This is a genomic window from Acinetobacter sp. ANC 4805 (assembly GCF_022549495.1).
Taxonomy (GTDB): Bacteria; Pseudomonadota; Gammaproteobacteria; order Pseudomonadales; family Moraxellaceae; genus Acinetobacter.
The window spans coordinates 325,889-347,113 of sequence record NZ_JAKZGD010000002.1 but is presented as its reverse complement, the minus strand read 5'-3'; the positions used below and the strand labels follow the sequence as shown (position 1 = coordinate 347,113).

At 37.9% G+C, this 21,225-nt stretch carries 11 protein-coding genes, 2 tRNA genes, 1 other RNA gene and 1 pseudogene; 4 read left to right on the top strand and 11 right to left on the bottom strand.

The window, feature by feature from the left end; genetic code table 11:
- Positions 1-459: 459 nt before the first annotated feature.
- Together MMP60_RS04275 and MMP60_RS04270 are read left to right on the top strand one after the other, a co-directional pair.
- Entirely contained in the window at positions 460-2,085 is a 1,626-nt protein-coding gene (locus MMP60_RS04275) for an NAD+ synthase (protein ID WP_241335114.1), read from the top strand.
- Positions 2,078-3,109: a hypothetical protein gene (locus tag MMP60_RS04270; RefSeq protein ID WP_241335113.1), complete on the top strand. Its 1,032-nt coding sequence runs from the start codon at positions 2,078-2,080 to the stop codon at positions 3,107-3,109. The genes MMP60_RS04275 and MMP60_RS04270 overlap by 8 nt, the downstream gene beginning before the upstream one ends.
- Before the next feature lie 250 nt (positions 3,110-3,359).
- Here MMP60_RS04270 and MMP60_RS04265 read toward each other — a convergent pair.
- The 5 genes from MMP60_RS04265 to coaD all read right to left on the bottom strand — a co-directional run bounded on the left by MMP60_RS04265 (position 3,360) and on the right by coaD (position 4,946).
- A tRNA-Met gene (locus MMP60_RS04265) sits at positions 3,360-3,436 on the bottom strand.
- A gap of 197 nt (positions 3,437-3,633) precedes the next feature.
- Positions 3,634-3,710 (bottom strand) — tRNA-Met (locus tag MMP60_RS04260).
- Positions 3,711-3,771: 61 nt separating this feature from the next.
- Positions 3,772-4,164, bottom strand: an RNA gene (gene rnpB, locus MMP60_RS04255) — RNase P RNA component class A.
- A gap of 26 nt (positions 4,165-4,190) precedes the next feature.
- Entirely contained in the window at positions 4,191-4,454 is a 264-nt protein-coding gene (locus tag MMP60_RS04250) for a YfhL family 4Fe-4S dicluster ferredoxin (RefSeq protein ID WP_241335112.1), read from the bottom strand.
- Positions 4,455-4,946: a pantetheine-phosphate adenylyltransferase gene (coaD, locus tag MMP60_RS04245; protein ID WP_018680022.1), complete on the bottom strand. Its 492-nt coding sequence runs from the start codon at positions 4,944-4,946 to the stop codon at positions 4,455-4,457.
- 315 nt (positions 4,947-5,261) lie between these two features.
- Here coaD and MMP60_RS04240 point away from each other — a divergent pair, with 315 nt between their 5' ends.
- Together MMP60_RS04240 and MMP60_RS04235 are read left to right on the top strand one after the other, a co-directional pair.
- Positions 5,262-6,497, top strand: a complete 1,236-nt coding sequence (locus MMP60_RS04240; RefSeq protein WP_241335111.1) for an integrase arm-type DNA-binding domain-containing protein — start codon at positions 5,262-5,264, stop codon at positions 6,495-6,497.
- 76 nt (positions 6,498-6,573) lie between these two features.
- A pseudogene (locus MMP60_RS04235) lies at positions 6,574-6,861 on the top strand (integrase); the annotation flags it as partial.
- A gap of 127 nt (positions 6,862-6,988) precedes the next feature.
- On the opposite strand, the gene MMP60_RS04230 reads toward MMP60_RS04235, so the two are convergent.
- From MMP60_RS04230 to MMP60_RS04205, 6 genes are all read right to left on the bottom strand, one after another.
- Positions 6,989-7,846, bottom strand: coding sequence for an Imm49 family immunity protein (locus MMP60_RS04230; protein ID WP_241335110.1), 858 nt, complete (start codon positions 7,844-7,846; stop codon positions 6,989-6,991).
- Between the two features lie 14 nt (positions 7,847-7,860).
- Complete coding sequence (locus MMP60_RS04225; RefSeq protein ID WP_241335109.1) at positions 7,861-15,159, bottom strand: DUF637 domain-containing protein; 7,299 nt, start codon at positions 15,157-15,159, stop codon at positions 7,861-7,863.
- Positions 15,160-15,210: 51 nt separating this feature from the next.
- Positions 15,211-16,956, bottom strand: coding sequence for a ShlB/FhaC/HecB family hemolysin secretion/activation protein (locus tag MMP60_RS04220; protein ID WP_241335108.1), 1,746 nt, complete (start codon positions 16,954-16,956; stop codon positions 15,211-15,213).
- A gap of 223 nt (positions 16,957-17,179) precedes the next feature.
- The gene (locus MMP60_RS04215; protein WP_241335107.1) at positions 17,180-18,082 is read right to left on the bottom strand and encodes a hydrolase or metal-binding protein; all 903 of its coding nucleotides are present in this window, start codon (positions 18,080-18,082) and stop codon (positions 17,180-17,182) included.
- Positions 18,083-18,253: 171 nt separating this feature from the next.
- Positions 18,254-19,381, bottom strand: a complete 1,128-nt coding sequence (locus MMP60_RS04210) for a lambda-exonuclease family protein (protein WP_241335106.1) — start codon at positions 19,379-19,381, stop codon at positions 18,254-18,256.
- Positions 19,382-19,503: 122 nt separating this feature from the next.
- Positions 19,504-20,553, bottom strand: a complete 1,050-nt coding sequence (locus MMP60_RS04205) for a DUF932 domain-containing protein (protein ID WP_225761761.1) — start codon at positions 20,551-20,553, stop codon at positions 19,504-19,506.
- Positions 20,554-21,225 lie beyond the last annotated feature (672 nt).

Below are 21,225 nucleotides of genomic sequence, written 5' to 3'. Positions count from 1 at the left end.
CCGACAAATGGTATAAAAAGCAATCAATGAATTTAAAATATTGAATTAAAACAAAATAAAATTATATGAAAATCATAAATCAATTAAATTTTGGTCTTTTTTTATTTTTTATACTTTCCAGCAACATGTCTTTATCGTAATAAGTACGTCATTTAATTATGAAAAAATAAGATGAAAAAAATTTATTCTGTTATGTTAAAAATTTTTTTAAATCAAGTACCGTAACAACACAAACAACTAGAAAAGCTAAAATTTATCAACAGATCTTCGTATTTTATACAGAAAAACTTGTTATTTTTACGCAGAAAAATGCACATTTAGTATATATTAGTAAACTTGTCATTTTTCTTTAAGATACAGAATGTTTAGCACCATGATATACAATCGTTTTTAAAACTATACTTATATAAATCAAAATCTTGTATATCAGCACTTGTTAAGACTTAGGATTAGGTTTGAATGAAAAATTTTAAAATTGCCCTTGCTCAATTTTCTCCGCATATTGGCAATGTTGACGCAAACACTCAAAAGATGGTTGAGCAAGCAAATTTAGCGAAACAACAACAGGCTGATCTGATCATCTTCCCTGAACTCTCCACGCTAGGTTATCCTGCTGAAGACTTATTACTTCGCCCAAATTTACAAAAACGTACTCAAAAAGCGTTTGCTCAATTAAGTGAAGTGAAAGATATCGTTATGGTGTTTGGTTTTGTTCACCAAACAGAAGATGGTCATCGCTACAACTCAGCAGCAGTAATTAAAGATGGTCAGGTTTTAGGTGTTTATAACAAACAAAACTTACCTAATTATGGCGTGTTTGATGAAAAACGTTATTTCCAAGATGGTCATCAACATTTAGTTTTTGAATATCTAGGTCATAAGTTTGGTGTGCTGATTTGTGAAGATGTCTGGTCACTCAATACCGTCAAACAACTGAGCCAACTGAATGTTGAAACTGTTCTCGTTCTAAATGCATCTCCGTATGAAGTGGGCAAACCTCAGCATCGCATTCAGACATTAGGTGAACTTGCAAAACAACTAAGTTTGAATATTGTTTATGTCAACCAAGTCGGCGGACAAGACGATCTTATTTTTGATGGTTCAAGTTTTGTAACCAACAAAAATGGTCAACTCGCATTACAAGCACCAAGTTTTCAAGAATCTGTTTATGTGACTGAATATGATGCAGAGCAAAAACAATTCAAAACTGCAGATGCAATTCCAGCTGTAGAGACTTTTGCCGAAATCTATCAAGCATTGGTCATGGCGACACGTGACTACGTGCAACGTTCAGGTTTTCCTGGTGTGATCTTGGGCTTATCAGGTGGTATTGATTCGGCATTAACACTTGCAATTGCTGTTGATGCAATTGGTGCAGAGAAAGTACAGGCAGTGATGATGCCTTATACCTATACCTCTCAAATGAGTGTAGAAGATGCCACAGAGCAAGCACGTCGCATGGGCGTAACTTTTGGTATTGCTGAAATTCATCCAATCGTAAATAGCTTCATGCAAACCCTATTCCCATTCTTTGGAAATACACCTGCTGACGCAACTGAAGAAAATTTACAGGCGCGTACCCGTGGTACTTTACTCATGGGCTTGTCTAATAAATTTGGGAATCTTGTACTTTCAACAGGTAACAAGTCTGAAATTTCAGTCGGTTATTGCACACTCTATGGTGATATGGTCGGTGGCTTCTCTGTATTAAAAGACGTCTATAAAACCATCGTCTTTGAATTGGCAAAATATCGTAATACGCTAAGTGAAATACCTGTGATTCCTGAGCGTGTGATTACTCGCCCACCTTCAGCTGAATTGCGTCCTGATCAAACAGATCAAGACTCTTTACCAGCATATGACATACTTGATGCAATTCTATACGCTTATATCGAAGAAGATCTTAGCCAAGCAGATATTATTGCAAAAGGCTATGAAGCTGAAGTGGTCGAAAAAGTAATTCGCTTAGTCGATCGCAATGAATACAAGCGTCGTCAGGGTGCGATTGGACCACGTATTAGCTCACGTGCATTCAGTCGTGAACGACGCTACCCTATCGTCAATGGATGGACAGCGAATGACTGAAAAAATTGTTTCTGAAAAGTCACAATTACTTGCTCAAGCACTTATGCTTGAGCAAGTGGCATTTTATAAAAATCAGCTTACAACACAACTTTCTGCTGAATTCTTTCAGCAATTTATTCAATTATTTCTACAACATGCGCCTGAGATCAAGCTAAAGGAAGTGATTGAACTCGAACAAATTCAAGCTGTTGTAAAACGTTATGCGTTTGAAATGCAACTTGGTGCGGGGTTACTTGAATTCATTGGTGAAATTGCACAACGGCTGCATGTTTTTTCTTTACAATCCTCAGCGCAATTAGAAGACGTTTTTTCAGATCATCAATTTGAAATGTGGTTATCCAAATTTCTCGAATTAGAAAATATTCGACATTATTTAAACCATTTTTTAAAAGAAAGCCCTTCTATTCAACAGTTGTGCCAATATATTGCAACGACAGCGCTGCAAAATAAACTACCCAAATTATTTTCACAATCTGATGAAGAACAAGCCTCTGATAGTAAATATCAGTGGCAGCAGAAACTAAAAACCTTTTCACATCGTCAGCAACAGCGTATTGAACAGAAAATTGAAGAAAGTATTGCTCGCTTCATTCAAGAGCAACTTGTTGATTTAAGCTTACTTTCAAATGATGATCTAGAAAGCCTAGCGCGTAATCTTTGGGAAGACAACAAAGCTAAACCTTTATCTGAATATACCAAGCAAGTGACACCACTCGATGTTGAAGAGTTCTTTGTGATGATTTATGAGTATTGGAAAGAACTGCGTCAGTCTTCCTTTATTCAAGATCTGATCTTATACGGCGTAAAGGTCTTTTATGACTTTTATGAAGATGAAAGCTTAGAAGATGTGTTTGCTGCGATTGGTATTGAAGAATCTGATCTTCAAAATGAAGCTGTACGTTTCTATCCTAAAGTTGTTGTCGCTTTAGATGAACATGGTGTATTAGAACCGATTATCACCATGATTGTAAAACCTTTCTATGAAAGCCAGCAAACGTTAGCCACCATCGAAAAGCACCTCTAATCATTACAATTTATTCTGAGATATATTGAGACAGAATCAATATATCTCCTTAGCTACTTTTCATTTCCTTTTTGAATTACGCCCCAAAAATTCCTCAGAAAAAAAATAGATTTTTCTCGTAAATACATGCAAACATTGAATCTATTTAGAATAAAAAAATTGAAGATTTCTATTATTTTCTAACCAGTTGAATGTTCTTATAAAGAAAAGAATAGATAAAAAAAACCACGCAGGAGCGTGGTTTATAAAATGGTGGCTATGACGAGACTTGAACTTGTGACCCCCGCATTATGAGTGCGGTGCTCTAACCAACTGAGCTACATAGCCGTAAACTGTGTGCGCATTATCTAGTGTTCTATACAATAGGTCAAGTCTATGATATTGAAAATACGCAACATATGAACAGTTTTTGTGCTTTCAATTTCTATTTGATCGTTTTTCAACACGTCTAGCATTCGATGATTAAAAAATTAATTTTAATATCCAAATAAAAAAAAGACCACGCAGGAGCGTGGTCTATAAAATGGTGGCTATGACGAGACTTGAACTTGTGACCCCCGCATTATGAGTGCGGTGCTCTAACCAACTGAGCTACATAGCCGAAAACTGTGGGCGCATTATCTTAACTTTCAATACACACGTCAAGCACAATTTTAAAAAATTTGAGAAGTGGGCCTATAAGCCGGGTTCTGTCGAGGACGATCATTCCTCTAGGCGTACAATCACTCATACGCTCAAGCGACCTACCCGAATCCAGCACGGGCCGTGCCTCAGGATTCCTATTTGGTCTTGCTTCTGGTGGGGTTTACCTTGCCGTGAACTGTTACCAGACACGCGGTGCGCTCTTACCGCACCCTTTCACCCTTACCTATACCTCATATTCCCTCGCCCTCTGAGAGGGTTAGGGAGAGGAACAGGCGGTCTACTCTCTGCTGCACTTGCCGTCGGTTTACACCGCCCAGGCGTTACCTGGCACCCTGCCCTATGAAGCCCGGACTTTCCTCCCCTGCTTCAGTCACGGAGACTTCCACAGCGGCGACCGTCCAGCCCACTTCGTGGCGCATCTTATCAAAGTTCGAAATTAATTGCTCGCATTTTTTTGCGCAGTCAATTTTTTATATTTCTCCATCAACTCATCATGTGATTCGACATGCTGAGGATCAAGCGGAATACAATCAACTGGGCAAAATAGCTGGCACTGAGGCTGATCATGATGTCCTATACACTCTGTGCAGAGCGCAGGATCAATCTCATAAATCAGCTCACCCATATAAATTGCTTCATTGGGGCATACAGGCTCACAGACATCACAATTAATGCATTCATCTGTAATATATAAGGACATCTACCAACCTTGTTGATGCTTACGTTCAAATGCCTCAACCACAATAGCAGGCACAAACTTATTCACATCACCTTTTAATCGAGCAATTTCTCTTACCAATGTCGATGAAATAAATGAATATTGCTCAGATGGAGTTAAAAATACTGATTCAAAATGAGGATCAAGTTGACGGTTCATATTCGCCAATTGAAATTCATATTCAAAATCTGAAATCGCTCTTAAACCACGCAGTACCGCAGTTGCACGCTGTTCACGGAAGAAATTGACCAATAAACCATCAAAACCAACAAATTCTACATTAGACAAATGGCTTAATGAAGCTTTTGCTAATTCTACACGCTCTTCTAAACTAAACACTGGATTTTTATGATGACCAATTGCAATTGCAACAACCACTTCATCAAACATTTTTGATGCTCTTGCAACCAAATCAACGTGTCCGTTGGTAATTGGATCGAAAGTCCCCGGATAAATCACACGTGTTTTAGACATGCGTTGTACTCTAGTTAATGAGATAAGGTACATATTTTAACAAATTTAGCTCTAAACGCGAAATTGCTAAACGATGGAAAAAGATTGCATTTTACGGCACAATAGATGTAATTGTGGAAGTTTGAATTATGGCGCAAGCAACAGTAGTAAAAAATAATAATGGTTAATGTTTTTTATAATCCCTTACAGTTCTTTTTAAAATCATAAGTAGTTGAAATAAAATAAATACTATTCTTATTAGTTCTTTTTAGTGTCTTTTAATTCCTTATAAAAACGGGTAATAATACGGGTAACATTTCGTTCCAAATACTCTCAATGGCTACTACAAAACTTTCTGATGTCAAAATTAAGAGTCTGAAACCAAAAGATAAATTATATAGGCTACTAGACTCTGATCGACTATATATAGAGATTAGACCGACTGGTACTAAGGTATGGCGATTCAAATTTGTTTTTCAGGGCAAAGAATCATCAATGAGCTTAGGGGAATACCCTTCTATTAGTCTAGCAGAGGCTCGTTCTTTAAAAGAACAAATGAGAGCAAAGCTAGCAAAAGGCATACACCCTGTTGAAGATCGAAAAAATATCAAAGCCAAAGCATTAGCCGAAACAACCAATACTTTCGATTCAATTGCTGCTGAATTTAAACTGAAACGAATGTATTCAAAGTCTGAAACATATCAAGAGAAGTTTGATATTGCTTTAGAAAAAGATATTTCACCTGTGATTGGGAAGAAGAATATAAACGAGGTAACAGCAGCAGATGTGCTTAAAATACTTGATAATACTCTAGATCGAGTATTAAAAGAATCAAATGGAAGATTTACTGGTGCTTCTGCCGCACTTGAGAACAGAAGATTTGTTGGTAGTGTTATTCGATATGCTATAGCAACGCTTCGTGCTGAGAATGATCCTACTTATGCAGTACGTGATGTAATTAAACGTCCTCGTGTCAATCATGCAAGAGCATTAACGAAAGAAGAGCGATATAAAGCCAGAACAAGTCTACCTAAATACAATGGCACGCAAACTGTGAAAAATGCAGGCTTTATTCTCTTATATACAATGCTGCGCGCTGTAGAAATTAGGAAGATGCAATGGTCATGGGTAGACTTTGAATCAAAATTAATAACATTTCCAATAGAAGTGATGAAGAAGGCTAGAATCCATGTACTACCAATTTCAGATCAAGCATATAAGATTTTACGACAGCAGCACGAAATATCAGGTGATAGCATTCTGGTATTCCCTGCTATTTTCAGCAAAAATAGTAGCGGTATGCTTTCACCATCAACGTTAAATAGCATGCTGGAATATATCGGTCTTAAAGATGTAACTACTCATGATTTTAGAGCCACAGCCTCAACCTTACTGTATGAAAAGGATTATGAGGAAGCATGGATAGAGAAACAATTAGCACATGCCGAATCCAATAAAACTAAAGCCTCTTATGATCATTCTAAACATCTAAAACAAAGACGGAAAATGATGCAAGACTGGGCTGACATAGTTGACAGTTGGAAAAATGAAGAGAATATAAATGCGTATTGAGTTAGTATATTGGCTGACTGGAGATTATAAGTAATTTATGCTAGCTCAAACCTTAACTAACAGTTACCAATATTTCCTTTCGGATATGTATCTGATTACATTTATCAAATGCATGCATAAACAAAATGGCTTAGGCTATATTACCCCTAAACAAAACTGGGTAATTATAATCCATAGTTTCCGTTCCACATTCCGCGATTGGCCAGCCGACAAAACGGACTACCCACGTGAAGTCTGTGAGCATGTATTAGCACATAAGCTACCTGATGAAGTTGAAGCTGCTTATTTACGTGGAGCGTATCTTGAAAAACGTAAGGAACTTATGGAAGATTGGGCTGGATTCTGTAATACACATTTAAACTAGATAGCATAAAACGAATGCTCCAGCCCTAGATGGTTGGAGCATTCGTTTAAAAGGGAATTACACAAAATAATTTACAGGCTCATCTTTACATATTAAGAGAGTCCATTTGGACTCTCTTTAATCTCTATTAATTACTTTTAGGCGACCAATCTACATATTCCTCATCGAACGGTGTCCAAAGATCAAAGTCTTTCATGAAATCCCATGGCTCAGGATATTCATCCAATGATTGTATAGGTAACCATTCTTTCGGTATCCATGGGGTATCTATATCAAGCTGATAACCATTTCTCCAAGCCAATTTTGCATAAATTACCGCAAATGTGGAAATAAAATGCTCTGTAAAGGTAAAAGCAAATTCATGATTACGAATCTTTGATATTTTAGGGCTAGTTAATTCTGTTAATACGCTTTCCATTTCTGTTTTATCTCCATTTGCCAATGCAAGATAAAAACGATGGTCTATTAAGTATTTACGATCCTTTTTTAGCTCGGTGCTTAAAATTAATTCGCAACGCTCCCGTAAAAGTTCCCATTCATTATTAAGAGCCAAGATCAATTGATAACCATGAAAGTCTGGTTTCCGTGGATTATCACGGTCTTTAATTGAGCCTTGTCGATCATAAGATACTTTATGCTGACTATACCAAGAAATGATTTCTTCGTTATCTGATAATAAAGCATATAAATGTTTATAGGCAGGAAACCATTCTATAACATCAAACTGAAACACCATACGATTCAGTTTAGCTGCAATAAAACACCACTGTTTAAAAGCCACTAAATCACTATCCCGAAACCAAGATACCATTGCGTTCGCTTCAGCATAGTTCCCTAACATTCTAGTGCAAAATACTACATTACCCTTTTGATTTGTAACATAATCCACGAACTCAATAGTATCTTCATTAAATGCTGCATGCTGAATTACATGTGCTAAAGCTTTTTGATAGGCTTCAGAATGATTTACTTTTACACTATTCATAATTTATCTCTCAATTATTTTTTCGTCGTTGGATCAATTCGTACTAGCATCAGCTTTTCTGTACTTTTATCAACGTAGGCTGCACCCTTTACTAATGTTCCATTTTTTTGCGCAACTATAATCGCTTTGTATGCTTCACTATTTTTGTCTAATTTAGCAAGAACAGCAGCATCCCATTCACCTGACATCTGCATGTTACCACCAGCAGCCTTAGGATCTAACTTAATCCCTTTTTGACCTAACTGTTTACTATCAACAACCATGGTCAAATTTATATTACCTTGGGCATCTTTAAACACAATCACATGATCATAACCATTGTTGCTTCCATATTTCCCACCCGATAATACTTTCCCACCCTGCTCTTTTACTACATTCTCGAATAAAACTTCTGTTTTTGCGCCTAATGGATCACCTTTTTGAGCAATCTGCTTTGCTTGATTACTTGTTGTAGAAGTGAGATCAAGCTCAATCGCATTCCGATCTAATTTTCGATTGCTAATCACACCATATTTGGTTTCTTTGACAATATTCTGATATACCAAGTCACAGCAATTTGCATTATGGACCCATATTCCTAGTTGACCTACATGATAGGTATGGTAATGATCAACCTCAATATTATAAACAGTATCAAGTTTCGCCAGTAATACCTGACTTATAACCTTGATATCTTTATTGTTCCGATCCAAGAGTATGTTGCCATGTCTTAAAATCGAAGCTTTTTGCCAACCGACATCTTTAACCCAGAAAGGATGCTCTTCAGTGGTAAGGAATGTTTCTCTAACACCGAAATCATTCTCAACAATAATTTCATAAATAGGCTGATTGTGTGTTACTTTCGTTGCAACAACAGGTTGATAATGGTAAGTAAAATCTTTATCGCTTTTTGACCAAACCAACTCTCCACCAACAAAACTTTCAATTGGTTTTAATCCTTGTTCTGTTTCAATTAATGTCCCTGCTACAAAGCAGGTCGTACCATTTGTACAACTTGCAACTGGTTTATTTACAAGTACTCGACCTTCTGTTACAGCTTCTTTAGCACTACTTCTAACAGCATTAGTTACAGATGCTAGCCCTAATAGACCATATACTAATTCCGATTGATTTAAACTGAGACCAGTAGTTGCACTTATCGCTTGAGCACCTAAGGTATTAGATGGTTTACCATATAAAGTCTGGTTTAAACCAGTTACAGTTAAGTCAGCAGAAGCAACAAAACCGCCTAAAGCTAAAACACATCCTGCTCCAGTAATACAGGTAGATCCAAGTGCTGTAGAACCAGTTACACCTGTCGCACCGCCAGCGACCATGAGAATACCAGTGGCACGATTTGTTATTTTATAGTCACGATCTAAAGGATTGTAGATTGATGTGAGTTTATCAGTACCTCTATCTAATAATGTATAATCAAATAGTTGCTTATCTATATTAACAAACCCACCTGTGCTAACACGAAAATTTTGCTTAACAAGTAAATCTCTTTCTACCTTAAAGGTGTCAGATAATCCCGCATCTTGAATTGCTTTTAAGAATGAGTATTCAGTGGTTCCCTCATAGCCTTCTGCACATTTCACCATTGCGCATGCAGCTATACTTAAACGAGCTTGTTGATTAGCATTCCCTTTTGCTAATAATTCAATTCTCTTCACTTCTGATTGTCTTAATTGACGATTATTAGCAATCGCGATTTCTGCTGTATTTGCAGCAGTATTAACATCATAACCAGTTAATCCAGCAATAGTTCCCGCAACTAATTTAGAAACACTTCTTACCTTTTGCTGATAATCCAAAATGTCTTGATCAGTTTTAAAGTTCTGATCACCAATTGAACGATCCATTTCCTCAGCAACAATTTCACCAACAGCAGCTCCAATAGCTCCAGCCTCACAATTAGCTTTGGCAACTATCGCTGAAACACAGCCTGCGGCTGCATGTGCTATTTTATGTAATAAATAATCAGAATTTTCTAAACCTTTAATTTGTACTGATAAAGCCCCTTGCAGAGAATTGGCTGTGTTCAACAACAAAGCTGTTGATAGCTTTTCACTTAAACTCCCTCCATTTATTGCAAAATCTACAAGGGTAGTTGCTCCAGCATTCATGACTCCTTGTGTTGTCCTTGCTGTTAAATCGGTAACAAAACTACCAGTTTTAGTAAGACCATTAATATCTTGCATTATTTTTGTATCTGCTAACTGACTCAAAACACCAGCTGTAGCTATTGATGTAGCTAAACTTTTAATATTTTCCTTACTTCCTAAATCCTTTAAGGTTTTAGAAACATTACCTTGGTTATTTACTAAACCAACTGAAGCTTGAGTTGCGATTGAAGTTACAGCAGCATTAATCATAGCTCCAGCAGCGGTAAAAGTTGTCGCACCACCTGCGGCGGTTGTTGCTAATGTAATTCCGCCAAAAGTAGTAACTGTTCCACCTCCTGCGAGAGTTGTCGTTGTCCCTAGTGCAGCAGCTCCAGCTCCAGCAGTGGCAATTGCTACAACAATTGCTAAAATTGCAGCACCAGCAGCCGTCAAACCTTGTGATTTATAGTCCCAATCTTTTTGCGCGAGAATAACCTTTTGCCAATCAACATCTTTCCTATTCACAAAATCTTTTAAATAGGCATTTCCTGGCTGATTTGCCAACTTCATAATCTCATCACGAAGTTCAACCTTATTTTGATTTTTTTCACCAACAGGTACTTGTACAATTAAACCACCAGCCGCTTGAAAAACAGGTGTAGTAGGCCCATTAAAACTTGGTAATTTTGCTGTTTCAGTGATTGATCCCTTATCTTGCATAGACTGCCAAACAACACTGTTACTTTTTTTATTCAGAGTTTCCTCTACAAGTTTCGATGCTGTTAGCAACGAAATTGTCTCACCCGCCTTGATCTCAGCACTTTCTAAATAATTAAATTCAGTGCCTTTTAAAATAATACTACCATCTGCTTGAGCACCGATATAACTTGCTTCTAAAACAGCAGGTAACTCTGATTTGATATTTCGGGTGCTGGTATATTTAGATTTATTAAGTTTAATGCCAGCCCACGAACTACTTTTACTAATATCAAGGGTATCTTTTGAAATATTATCAGCAGTTAAAAGGTTAATATCTCCGCCCGCTAAAATCGTAACCTTACCACCATTTGCAGTTAATTGACTAGAATACATATCTATACTTGTACGATGAGGCCCTGTTTGTTCACCTACTTTAGGCTCTTTACTTTTAATATTGATATTTTTTGCTTCAATATCAACAGAAACACCACCAACACGCTCAGCAGTTGTTATTGTTGTTATTGTCTTTTTCTTCCCATACCATTTGCGTTTGGTTTCTGTTTTCTTACTCTTGTCATAGCTGTTTTCAACAGCAACATCAAAGATAATATTTTTATAGGCTTCAACATCAACATTACCATTATTCGATGTAATACCAACACCTTGTAATATTAGATTATCAGTTGCTGTCTCACCTGTTGCCTTGATTTTTACGCCTTTATCACCATTTATTGATGTCGAATTTATTGGACTACGCCAGTTATAATTTTCATCGGTCGCTTGACCAATTTCATAAGAGTCTTGGGTTGCATCAATGATGATACTTCCTTTAATTTTTCCTTGCTTGACACTGTTTAGCTTATCACTTTTATATTCCCCCTGAATTTGATGTTCTTGGTTAGCTAATGTTCCAGCCGCTTCAATCAGAACGGAACCTTTTTTTGCATCTATAGTTGCACCACTAATACTGACACCTTGTTTAGAGACTAGATTAATATTACCTGTCGCACTAACAATATCTGAGCCTTTATGCTCATAACCATTTGATCTACTATTATAAAAATTGATTTCATTTCTTAAATTTTGAATATCTGTTTCAGAATAGATAGCCGCAAAATTATCATATAAGCCTGCTGGCCATGGTCTCCACATACCAAGACTGTCTGGTGTAGGTTCCCAAACTACACTATTGAAAGGAAAAAACTTCTTCTCCCCCTCCCAAACATACGACTTAGGCTCTAAAGCAGGATATTTAACAAGAAAATCTGTATAAGCTTTATCAAACTTAATCTTTTTATCTATTACTGCTTCATTACTTAAAGCAAAAGGATAAGCTTCATTATATAGATTGATTAATACTTCATAATCTTTAGAAATATCTGGGGTCTTCAGTTTCTCAATTTGATTTAAAATATTCTGATTTTTAGATTTTATTCTAACTACACTTTCACTATTAGCTACCTGATTTGTGAGTATATTTTTTACTCCATCCACAATCAGATCACCGCCCGTCGATACAATCGAAATATCTTTAGCTGCTGTTACGCTAGCGCCCTGTAACTCAACTGATTTACCTGCTAAATTTATTCCACCAGTTGCTGAGTTCAATTTAACAATTTGTTCTGATCCATTCCCTGCTGTTCCCCCATAACCTAACAATTTAACTGCACCAGCTTTAGCTGTAAAATCCATATCTCCGAATGCTGTAAATTTTTGTTTTTTTGGATCTAAAATGAGGTCATTTGTTGTTTGAAGAATACTAAGGTCACCATTTAAACTATTTAACTTAGTGTCATTTCTAAGTAGATCACTACCTGTTGCATTAAACTGTACATTCGATAGCCCCATTAAGAAACTACCTGCTTCTAACAGGATCGCACCACCCGTATAATTTGCATTATGCGTCACATGACTAGATCCACTAATCATTGAAAGGACGCCTTGGGCTGTTAAATTTGTCTGAGAGTTTGCAATATAATTGGTATAAGGTGAGTCTAACTCTGAACTGATATATATTAAATTTTTAGCATTTAATGCCATATGTTTATCAGCTACAGCATTCGTAGATTGTATGGTTAAATTTTTCTTTGCCGATAACTCTATATTGCCACTTGCTTTTAGATTAGTACCAACTAACTTTGTTTCACCTTCACTACTAACCGCAATATTGCCTGTAGTCGCAAGTAAGTTTGTTTGTTTTAGATTGACGTCTGATTTTTTGTTTTCTAATAAAATCTCTTGTGCGGTTAACTTGGTATTTACAATCCGTGATCGGCCTGTATCTCCTGTAATATAAATATCTTCATTGCCTTCTAAATTTACTCCATTCTTACCGAGAAGCTGAATTGTTCCTTGGTTTGCTGTTAATTCAACTGCTTTTAATGCCAGTTTACCTTCACCCAATGAGCCAATCGTAATGCCTTTCTCTGCTTTTAGAATAGCTTGTTTTGTTGTAACCTGATCTTTGTCAGCCGAAGGAGTCGGTGTCGTTTCTTGTAAGGAGGTTAGAGTAATATCTTTTTGTGCAAGGATGGAGAGCTTTCCTTGATTTGATACTACATTCAAACTATTCGCATTAATATTCCCAGCCAATGCAGAAACATTAATATCCCCTTGTGCTGTTAATCCTCTATTTAATATAAGATCACTAGTCTTAGCTGTGATATTGATATTCTTTTGAGATGTGAGTGCAGTATTTAAATTAATCTTATTCGCTTGTAAATTAATATCATCTTGATTTAAAATGGAATTTCCAATCAAATCCAGTTGATTTGCAGCATCTAACTGAACTTTACCTGCAATTTGAGGTAAAGCAATATTTGTATTGTCCCACTTTAAATTCTGTCCACTATAAGCATTAATATTCTTAACTCGACTTACAGAGTTCTCAACCGCAAGACCTAAATTCTTTAAGTTAATATCACCTGAACTCGATAAATTGAGATCTTTTGCAGCATTGATTGTTCCTGCTTGGATATCAATCAAACCTTGGGTGTTTGATGAGCCTGATTGTAAATTAATTGAACCCAATGATGCGTGTAATAGTGTATTGGTAAATGATAATTTTCCTTTACCAAGTACATTCAAGTCTTGAGCTGCAATAAGTCGAGCACTTGCGCTTGATGTCAAATCTTGCTGTGCTTGAATGGTTGCAGAGCCACGATTACTTTTCAGTTCTGAACTCGTGCCTAAATTGATATTTGCCGCGTCAACAAATAAATCACCACCTACGGAATCATTCATAATTCGGGTGTTAGCTGCCAAATTTAAATTACCTTTGGCGTTAATTAGCATTGGAGATGATGCAACACCACCATAGTTAATCAAAATATCTTTGGCATTGACGTTTAAGTTGTTTGCTGAATCGATATTCAGCATGCTATTACTGTTGATACTGCCTGATGAATTGATATCTCCCGCAGCACCAGTCTCAGATGTCGTTATACTCACCAAGCCTTGTGTTTTACTGGTTGAACTGATTAAACCGCTATGTTCAATCTTACCTGCACTAGTGATGACAAGATTATTTACAGCTTGTAATGTACCAGCGTTATTTACACCTAAGCCTTTTTCTGTACCAACCATGTAAATATTGTTTGCATACATCCCACCTAAGGCTTTTACATCGATTGCAACTGTTGGTGCAGTAGCAGTTGAGGTTTTATTTTCTACTTTATTTAAATCAGCACTAATCGTATTCGTCCCAGTGATGACCTGAATGTCATTTTTTGCAAAGAGTTGCGCATTCAGTTCTAGTGCTCTGGTGTACAGATCAATATAGTTAGCATTATTATTCGTTGCACCACCTAAACCAAGATTTGAACCTGCATTTGCTGAAACTGTAATTTTTCCTTGATCAACTACAAATTCTTTAATCGATCCATCTGCATTAAGCTGTGGTTTTCCTGTTGTAAGAATGGCTTTATTGGCATTGATAAAGCCACCACCTTTGATATTAATTCCTGCTGGGTTAGCAATAATCAGATCAGCTTGTTGCCCTGCAATTTCAAGATTGCCCTCGAACTTAGAAGCAATTGCTGAATTGACTTCATTCAAGATGATACGCGCTTCACCTGTTTGTAAATATGGGTTGGCTGCGACACTTCCCACAATGCTTGAAGCTGCACCTGTGCGACTATTGTTTAATACGGCACCTTGAGTAGGCACATCAAATTCTTTATAGATGTTGTGTGATACACCACTTGCATTGGGTGTTTGAATATTAATAACAGGCACATTCTGCTTTTGTGCATCTTGACCCACTCCAATAACAGGTCGATTTGCCGCATTCGCTCCTGTATCCGCCATCATCCCAGCATAAACTGTAGAGAGTGGCATCCATAAACTCATACTAGCGACTAAAGCTTTTACATGCCAAAGTTGATGGAAAGACTCTTCTGATGTAGGTGTTGCTACTGAGCTTGTAGATTGCCCCGAAGTTTTTGTTTGACTCTTGGCATTTTCTGCAACAGCCATAAACATTTGGCGAGCTTTGTTATAGATAATACGGTAACGGTTCTTGTTCATATCAGTTCTGCTATATTTTAAAATGGATATTTAATAAATCTGGAATATGGTTTAGTAGGCGTAACTCAGGCTAAAACCAGCTACCCAATCTTTTTTCAAACTTTTAGGTGCAATGAGTCCATGCCCTGTAAATGCATCCAAGTAGATGCCTTGGTAATAACTCCGTAGTCCAAAGACACTCCCCAGTAGATGTCTATTGTTTGGAATACTGTTGCGACCATTGACCCAACCTTGATCAATACCGAGATAAAATTGTGTGTTGGGAATTGGGGAGCCAAAGCTCATCTCTTGCTGTAAGTAGTGCCCGTTGTCACCCGATAGCATAATGTTTCCATCGAATCCTCTGACGCTATATCGTCCTCCAATATAAAAACGATCTTGAGGGACTAGAATTTTGGGTGCATATTGACCTTTCCAGCTCAAACGGTATTGCACTGGATGCTCTAAGATTTGCATTGGGTAATTTAATCGGAGGTTAGCACTCCAAAGTGGCGCACGTGCGTAACCTTCTGATGGAAGCAAATTTCCATAGATGTCACGAATCTGTTCTTCAGCCGCTGGTTGGGCATCAAAAGCTCCCGTACCATGTCGATAATCCAAATCAAAATCTAATGAGGCTACACCTAAATATTGTCGATGTTGTAATCCGAGATACCAGCCCGAGGTTTGTCGACGCTGTACAGTCACTTCAATGTTTTCAATAAAATTTTGGCTTCGTTTATGGTAAGCCTTCGCATAGAGACTTGTTTTGTAATGACTCCCACGACTTAAAAGCCGTGATAATGTCAAATTGGTTTGTTGGGTTTTTCCACTGTATAGAATTGGGGCATTGTAACCCGCGACATATTGATCGTATTCAGATTGATTGAAGCTAGCACTGAAATCATAGTTTCGAACAGGAACTTGATAACTAATAAAATAGTTTTGGTTTCTATCTTTATGCCAATCATCTAGTGAGTGACTAAAATTTAAGTTGAATGCATCATTAAGATAGAGTGGACTGTTTACACCAATACCAATATTACCGATATATTTCCCCGTATTTTCACTACCAGAATCATCAACCCCAATATTTAAACTCAGCTTTTTTAAAGGTTCTGCTTTGATTAATAAATCACTATAACCAGTGAGTTCTGAATGATTCTGATCACTTGCAGGAACAATTTGAATATCCAAAGTACGATTTGACGTACGCTTCAAATTCTCTAAACCTTGATCTAATTGTCTTAAATTGAGCACATCTTGTTCTTTGAATGGCAAAGCCGAATAAAGTTCTAATTTTGAAGGTTGTTCATTTTGTCTAATGATTTTATGTAGTCGACCTAGTTCAAGTTGTAGCTCTAAAATGCCTGTATTCAAGTCTTGTGGTTGCGCTGTAATTTGAGTCGTAATCATGCCTTTTTTAAGCAATTCATTTTGGGAATATCGAACTAAATTTTGTAGGCTTTGCGTACCTATACACTTACCAATAATTCCTTTTTTGTGATTATTCAATGGTTTTAATAAATAGGAGAAATCTTTAGGCTGATATTGATCGTCATGATTATTTTGAATTGAAAGTGTAACTTGTTTAATCGGGAAACAAGGTGCTTCTTCTACAACAATATCTTTGACTGTGTAACTGGTCGATTTATTTTGTTGAGGACTGAGTTGTGGTTCTTGCTCTAAAAGTTGCTTCTTTAGCTCATTTAAACGTTGATCTTGTCTAATCACTTCTGGAAGTGAAATATCTTCTAATGCATAGCTATAAACTGGAATGTAGCTCAGTACACATCCCAACAATATATTTTTATTCATCTGAGTTAATTAATAGAGATCAATCTAAATTGATACGAAATTTATACACAATCTCCATGATAATCAATAAACAAAATGAAAATCATTATCAAGTGCATATTTATTATACAGACTCGTATGCTCTATTTAATTTCGTCAAAAATTTAAACTCCTTTGAGCGAGTTATAAATAAAAAAAGGGGCTTAGCCATAATAGAAGGAGAACATAGTTCTCCTTCTTTAATTTAATTCAAAGCCTGCACTGACTGCTGTAACCCTTTCTGGATATCCTGAACATGGCTCAGGTCATGCATTTGCTGATGTTGCTCTGGTTTTGGTTCATCTGCATAAAACTCTTCAACAATATCCAACCCCTCTTCACCTCCCACTTCAAAACTGGCATTGCCATAACCCTGCCGTGCCACATGATCTAACGCCTCCTGATAAAACCCTGCTGCCTTGCTTTGTTCATCCATCTGTTTAGCTGAAGCAATGGCTTCACTTAAGTTCACTCCATCACGTAAGGTCAAGTCCACGTAATAGATTGGGGTACGATAACTTTGTGTAGTGCTTTTACCTCTTAAAGTCAGTTGCAATGGCAAGCATGAAAGCAAATCACCTGAAGCTGCATGGTAATAACTTAGCCGTGCTGCCAGTGTCCGAATACTGTTAAAGCCTGTGGTTCTAAAGATGAATGTGCCAAATTCATCCGATTCATCCAAATTCACATAGAGTCTGCCATAGGGTTTGCACAGCCCACCTTGTGCCAGTGGACATAAGTCAGGCGATAGACATGGATGTTGTTCAATGCCGTTTTGTCCCAATCGCTGACAAGTTTCTCCATTACCTGAGCAGATCAAGCGTCCAGTCTGACGATCAAATAGGCTGTACTCTGCCCGTAGATTTAGCTCAGGATCGTTAAAGATCATACGGACTGGAATGCTTCTCAATTTTTGGTTTTGATTCGGTGCTTTAGCACGTAGTTGTTCATCCAGTGGATGTTTGACCCAACCATCCTTATTTTGGATTTGGCTAGTAATAGTAAATTGGTCATCCTTTTCAGGCAGTCGTTTACCGTTCTTTTCTACGATCTTGCCGATACTGATACGACCTAACACAGGTGGGGTAATAGCTAAACCTTTAATCATAGGTATGTCCTCTCGTATTTTCTTACTGATTCACTGCTTTATGTGAAACGTTGGAAATATTGAATAAATAGATGTGATCGATCAGCAAAAGCCCGTCCATATTGTTCTTCCCTCGGGAAGAACAGGGGCGGCTTTTGTCGTTTTTGAATTTGGAGGAACTCTTAGGTCACTTTATCCACCATTCAGATAAATTTGAAATCTTCGTGTTCCTACTTTGGTTTGTGGAAACTGCTGTAGATATTCAGGATGCTGTTTAAGAAGAGATTTGCTGTCTAGGCTGATTGAGTCTTGTGATTTCTTCCAAGTGACAGAACCACCTGTAAATACCGCTCGCTCTGCATCTTTCATCAGCATTTGTAATTGATGTTTCAGTTCATCAAAATACTGTTGATGTTGTTCAACCTTATGCCGCTCCTCTAACAACTGGTTAAATAGATAGTTAGCTTGTTCATTTTGGCTGAGGTCTTCTACTGATAATGGAATTTGCTCAGGGTAGAGTTGCTGCAAGGCTTTGGCTGCTGAATCAGAAGCATCGACACTGGGTGGAATACCCGACTCAACACATTGCCAAAAGTGACGTTCGGCATTAATGATGTGCTGAATTACAGTTTCGTTGCGTGTGACCTTAAATATCTTGCTTTCATGTCCACAGATCAAGACACAAATATGTGCTGCTTGTTTGCCTGTCACGGCTAACTGATGTTGTACCTGACACAGCACATATAAAGGCACACCGTCTCGCCATAACTTTGCACCATATTCACCTACGGTTTTACACTCTAAAATCTGAACTTCGTCATTGCACACCACGGCATAATCCAAATTCGCCAACATAAAGTGTTTATCTACATCAGGATGTTGTAGCACAGCATTGACTCGACGCACCTTATTGTTGGTGTGCATGCTGTAATATTCAGCGACCAATGGTTCAAGTTGTTTGCCCCAGTACAAAGGTGCATAGCCTGGGCTTTCATCTTCGATGTTTTGTTGCATCCGTCCTGTTTTAATCATCCACAGTTCCAACATACTCATGTAAGGATTGAGCCCACAAGCGGTTGCTGCATCACTGCTGCCAATGCCCTGTTTTCTGACTTCTAACCATTGTTGGTAATTCAACTGTTTGGTGTTGGCTAGGCGTTTGGCTGTGGGCGATTTGGTTTTGCGTGGCTGTGTGTTCGGTCGCTCTCGCTTGGTTCTGGTTCCCACTTCAACCTGCTGATTGGGTTGATTGAGGTTAGGTAAATAATGTTGTAGCGGCGGATTGTTCAAAGTGTTTTGAATCTGGATATTCGAGTTCATGATTATTCCTGCATTAATATAAAAGTCGGGTAAAAATGGAATTGGCGGCATAAAAAAGCTGCATCCAAAGATGCAGCTCAATAAAATTAAATTAAGGTTATGTTCTGCTTAGGCTAAAGCATTTAAGCAGTGAGTCTAAGGGCTTGTTCTAACGCACGTTGCTTAATGGCTGCACCTGCACCAAACCAAGCTGAATCTAAACGATGATCTGTGCTCATAGCACGTCTTTCATGATCAACGAACTCGGTCATGGAGCAAAGCAATCCATAGGCAGTATCCTTAGCAGAACTGAGTTCAGCCCCTCGCCCATGTCCATTAAACATGGTCATCACTTTCGACATTGCCCGTCCGTTCGGTTCGGTTTTATTGTCTGCTTTAGATGAGGTGGTTTGATTTGGCATGGCTGCATTTCGATAAAACTGAATAATGCTTTCATCTTGTTCAGCCATACTGAGATTGGTATTGTTAAACACTGCATCAAAATAGGCTGCCGCTTCCTGTTGAGTCACTTTACGCTGACTGAGTTGTTTCATTTCATACATGTGTTCATCCCACGTACGAACTGAAATACCAAGTTGCTGTTTGACTTTCTCCGCATCAAACTTGGTACTGTGGGGTACTTTCACCACACCAACATTGCCTTGTTGTCCTTTCAAGGCAATCGCCAAAGTGTTGTTGCAGACGACTCGAATGCTGGTGAATTGTGCGGTAGTTGCCAGCGTTCCATCACAAGCGGTTGCCAACAAAATATAGCCATTGCTGACATCTTTTCCTTTTAAGGCTGAGCTTTGACCCGTTCTAGCCAATGCCCAGAATTTCTTGCCACCTTTGAGTACGCCTGCGGTTTCCAGTTCAAAGCCCGATTGTTCAGTCAGGTCTTTGTAGAAATGAAGAATTTCCATCGGCTGGACTTCCTGAAAGCGTTGGCTCACTACCGATAGCGGTGCATGGGTATCCGAGCGATACAAAACCCGTTGTTCTTCAAACGGTAAAATTATGCTTTGCCCACGTTCATTTTGTGCCATATAGCTGACATCGGAGGATTCAATCCGCCAATCCATACCAGCTTGTTGTGCCCATACTTCTAATGGTTGGTTTTGGGTCAGTTGATTACCTAAACCATGCCAAGGTGTTTGCCCAACAAATGCCATTGTTTCGACTAAATGTGCCATAAACTTTTCCTTTAATAGATCAATCTTGAATTGTTTCAATTTCAGATTTGGTGCATAAAAAAAGGCCTGCTGGGGGAGCAGACCAAAGTGAGAAGTCATTGAGATGCATGTGAATGCATTCATTCACTTAGATGGTATATATCTGAAATTTATTTAAATTCTTTTGACTCATCATTTGATTTTTCTGTATCAGTAAATTGACGTGATCTTATGCAGGGATTATCATTCACTTGCTGGCCTACATTGCCAGTCGGTTTTAGCAGACCGTTCAGCCAAAGCACACTAAAAGGTTTATCTTTTTGGTGGGCGACCCTGCGTGTCCCCTCTGCGGCGGAACGGGAGGGGGACACCTTCGGGTGTGCTGATCCTTTGGCTATCAGTCTGCTAACCCCTTTTCGTTTCGCCACCATTATTTAGCAGTGATGCGGTGAAACTTCTTTATAGCCAAAGGAGTCAACCATGACTAATCTCTATTCTTATCCTTGGGCATCAGCCCTATCCTTCGTTGATAAAACCCAAAACACTAAATTATTGAGCTATCACGTTTTTAATATTAAAGCGCTCAATTTATAACAACACTTTTGGTACACCACAATTTCAGCTTTCAGCCGCCCTATCTATTGATTCAGGTCAGATTTGTGCTGCCATAAAAAAGAGATTCACTGTCTATGT

Coding starts and splice junctions, on each gene's coding strand:
- MMP60_RS04275 (WP_241335114.1), top strand. CDS start 460: ATGAAAAATTTTAAAATTGCCCTTGCTCAATTTTCTCCGCATATTGGC.
- MMP60_RS04270 (WP_241335113.1), top strand. CDS start 2,078: ATGACTGAAAAAATTGTTTCTGAAAAGTCACAATTACTTGCTCAAGCA.
- MMP60_RS04250 (WP_241335112.1), bottom strand. CDS start 4,454: ATGTCCTTATATATTACAGATGAATGCATTAATTGTGATGTCTGTGAG.
- coaD (WP_018680022.1), bottom strand. CDS start 4,946: ATGTCTAAAACACGTGTGATTTATCCGGGGACTTTCGATCCAATTACC.
- MMP60_RS04240 (WP_241335111.1), top strand. CDS start 5,262: ATGGCTACTACAAAACTTTCTGATGTCAAAATTAAGAGTCTGAAACCA.
- MMP60_RS04230 (WP_241335110.1), bottom strand. CDS start 7,846: ATGAATAGTGTAAAAGTAAATCATTCTGAAGCCTATCAAAAAGCTTTA.
- MMP60_RS04225 (WP_241335109.1), bottom strand. CDS start 15,159: ATGAACAAGAACCGTTACCGTATTATCTATAACAAAGCTCGCCAAATG.
- MMP60_RS04220 (WP_241335108.1), bottom strand. CDS start 16,956: ATGAATAAAAATATATTGTTGGGATGTGTACTGAGCTACATTCCAGTT.
- MMP60_RS04215 (WP_241335107.1), bottom strand. CDS start 18,082: ATGATTAAAGGTTTAGCTATTACCCCACCTGTGTTAGGTCGTATCAGT.
- MMP60_RS04210 (WP_241335106.1), bottom strand. CDS start 19,381: ATGAACTCGAATATCCAGATTCAAAACACTTTGAACAATCCGCCGCTA.
- MMP60_RS04205 (WP_225761761.1), bottom strand. CDS start 20,553: ATGGCACATTTAGTCGAAACAATGGCATTTGTTGGGCAAACACCTTGG.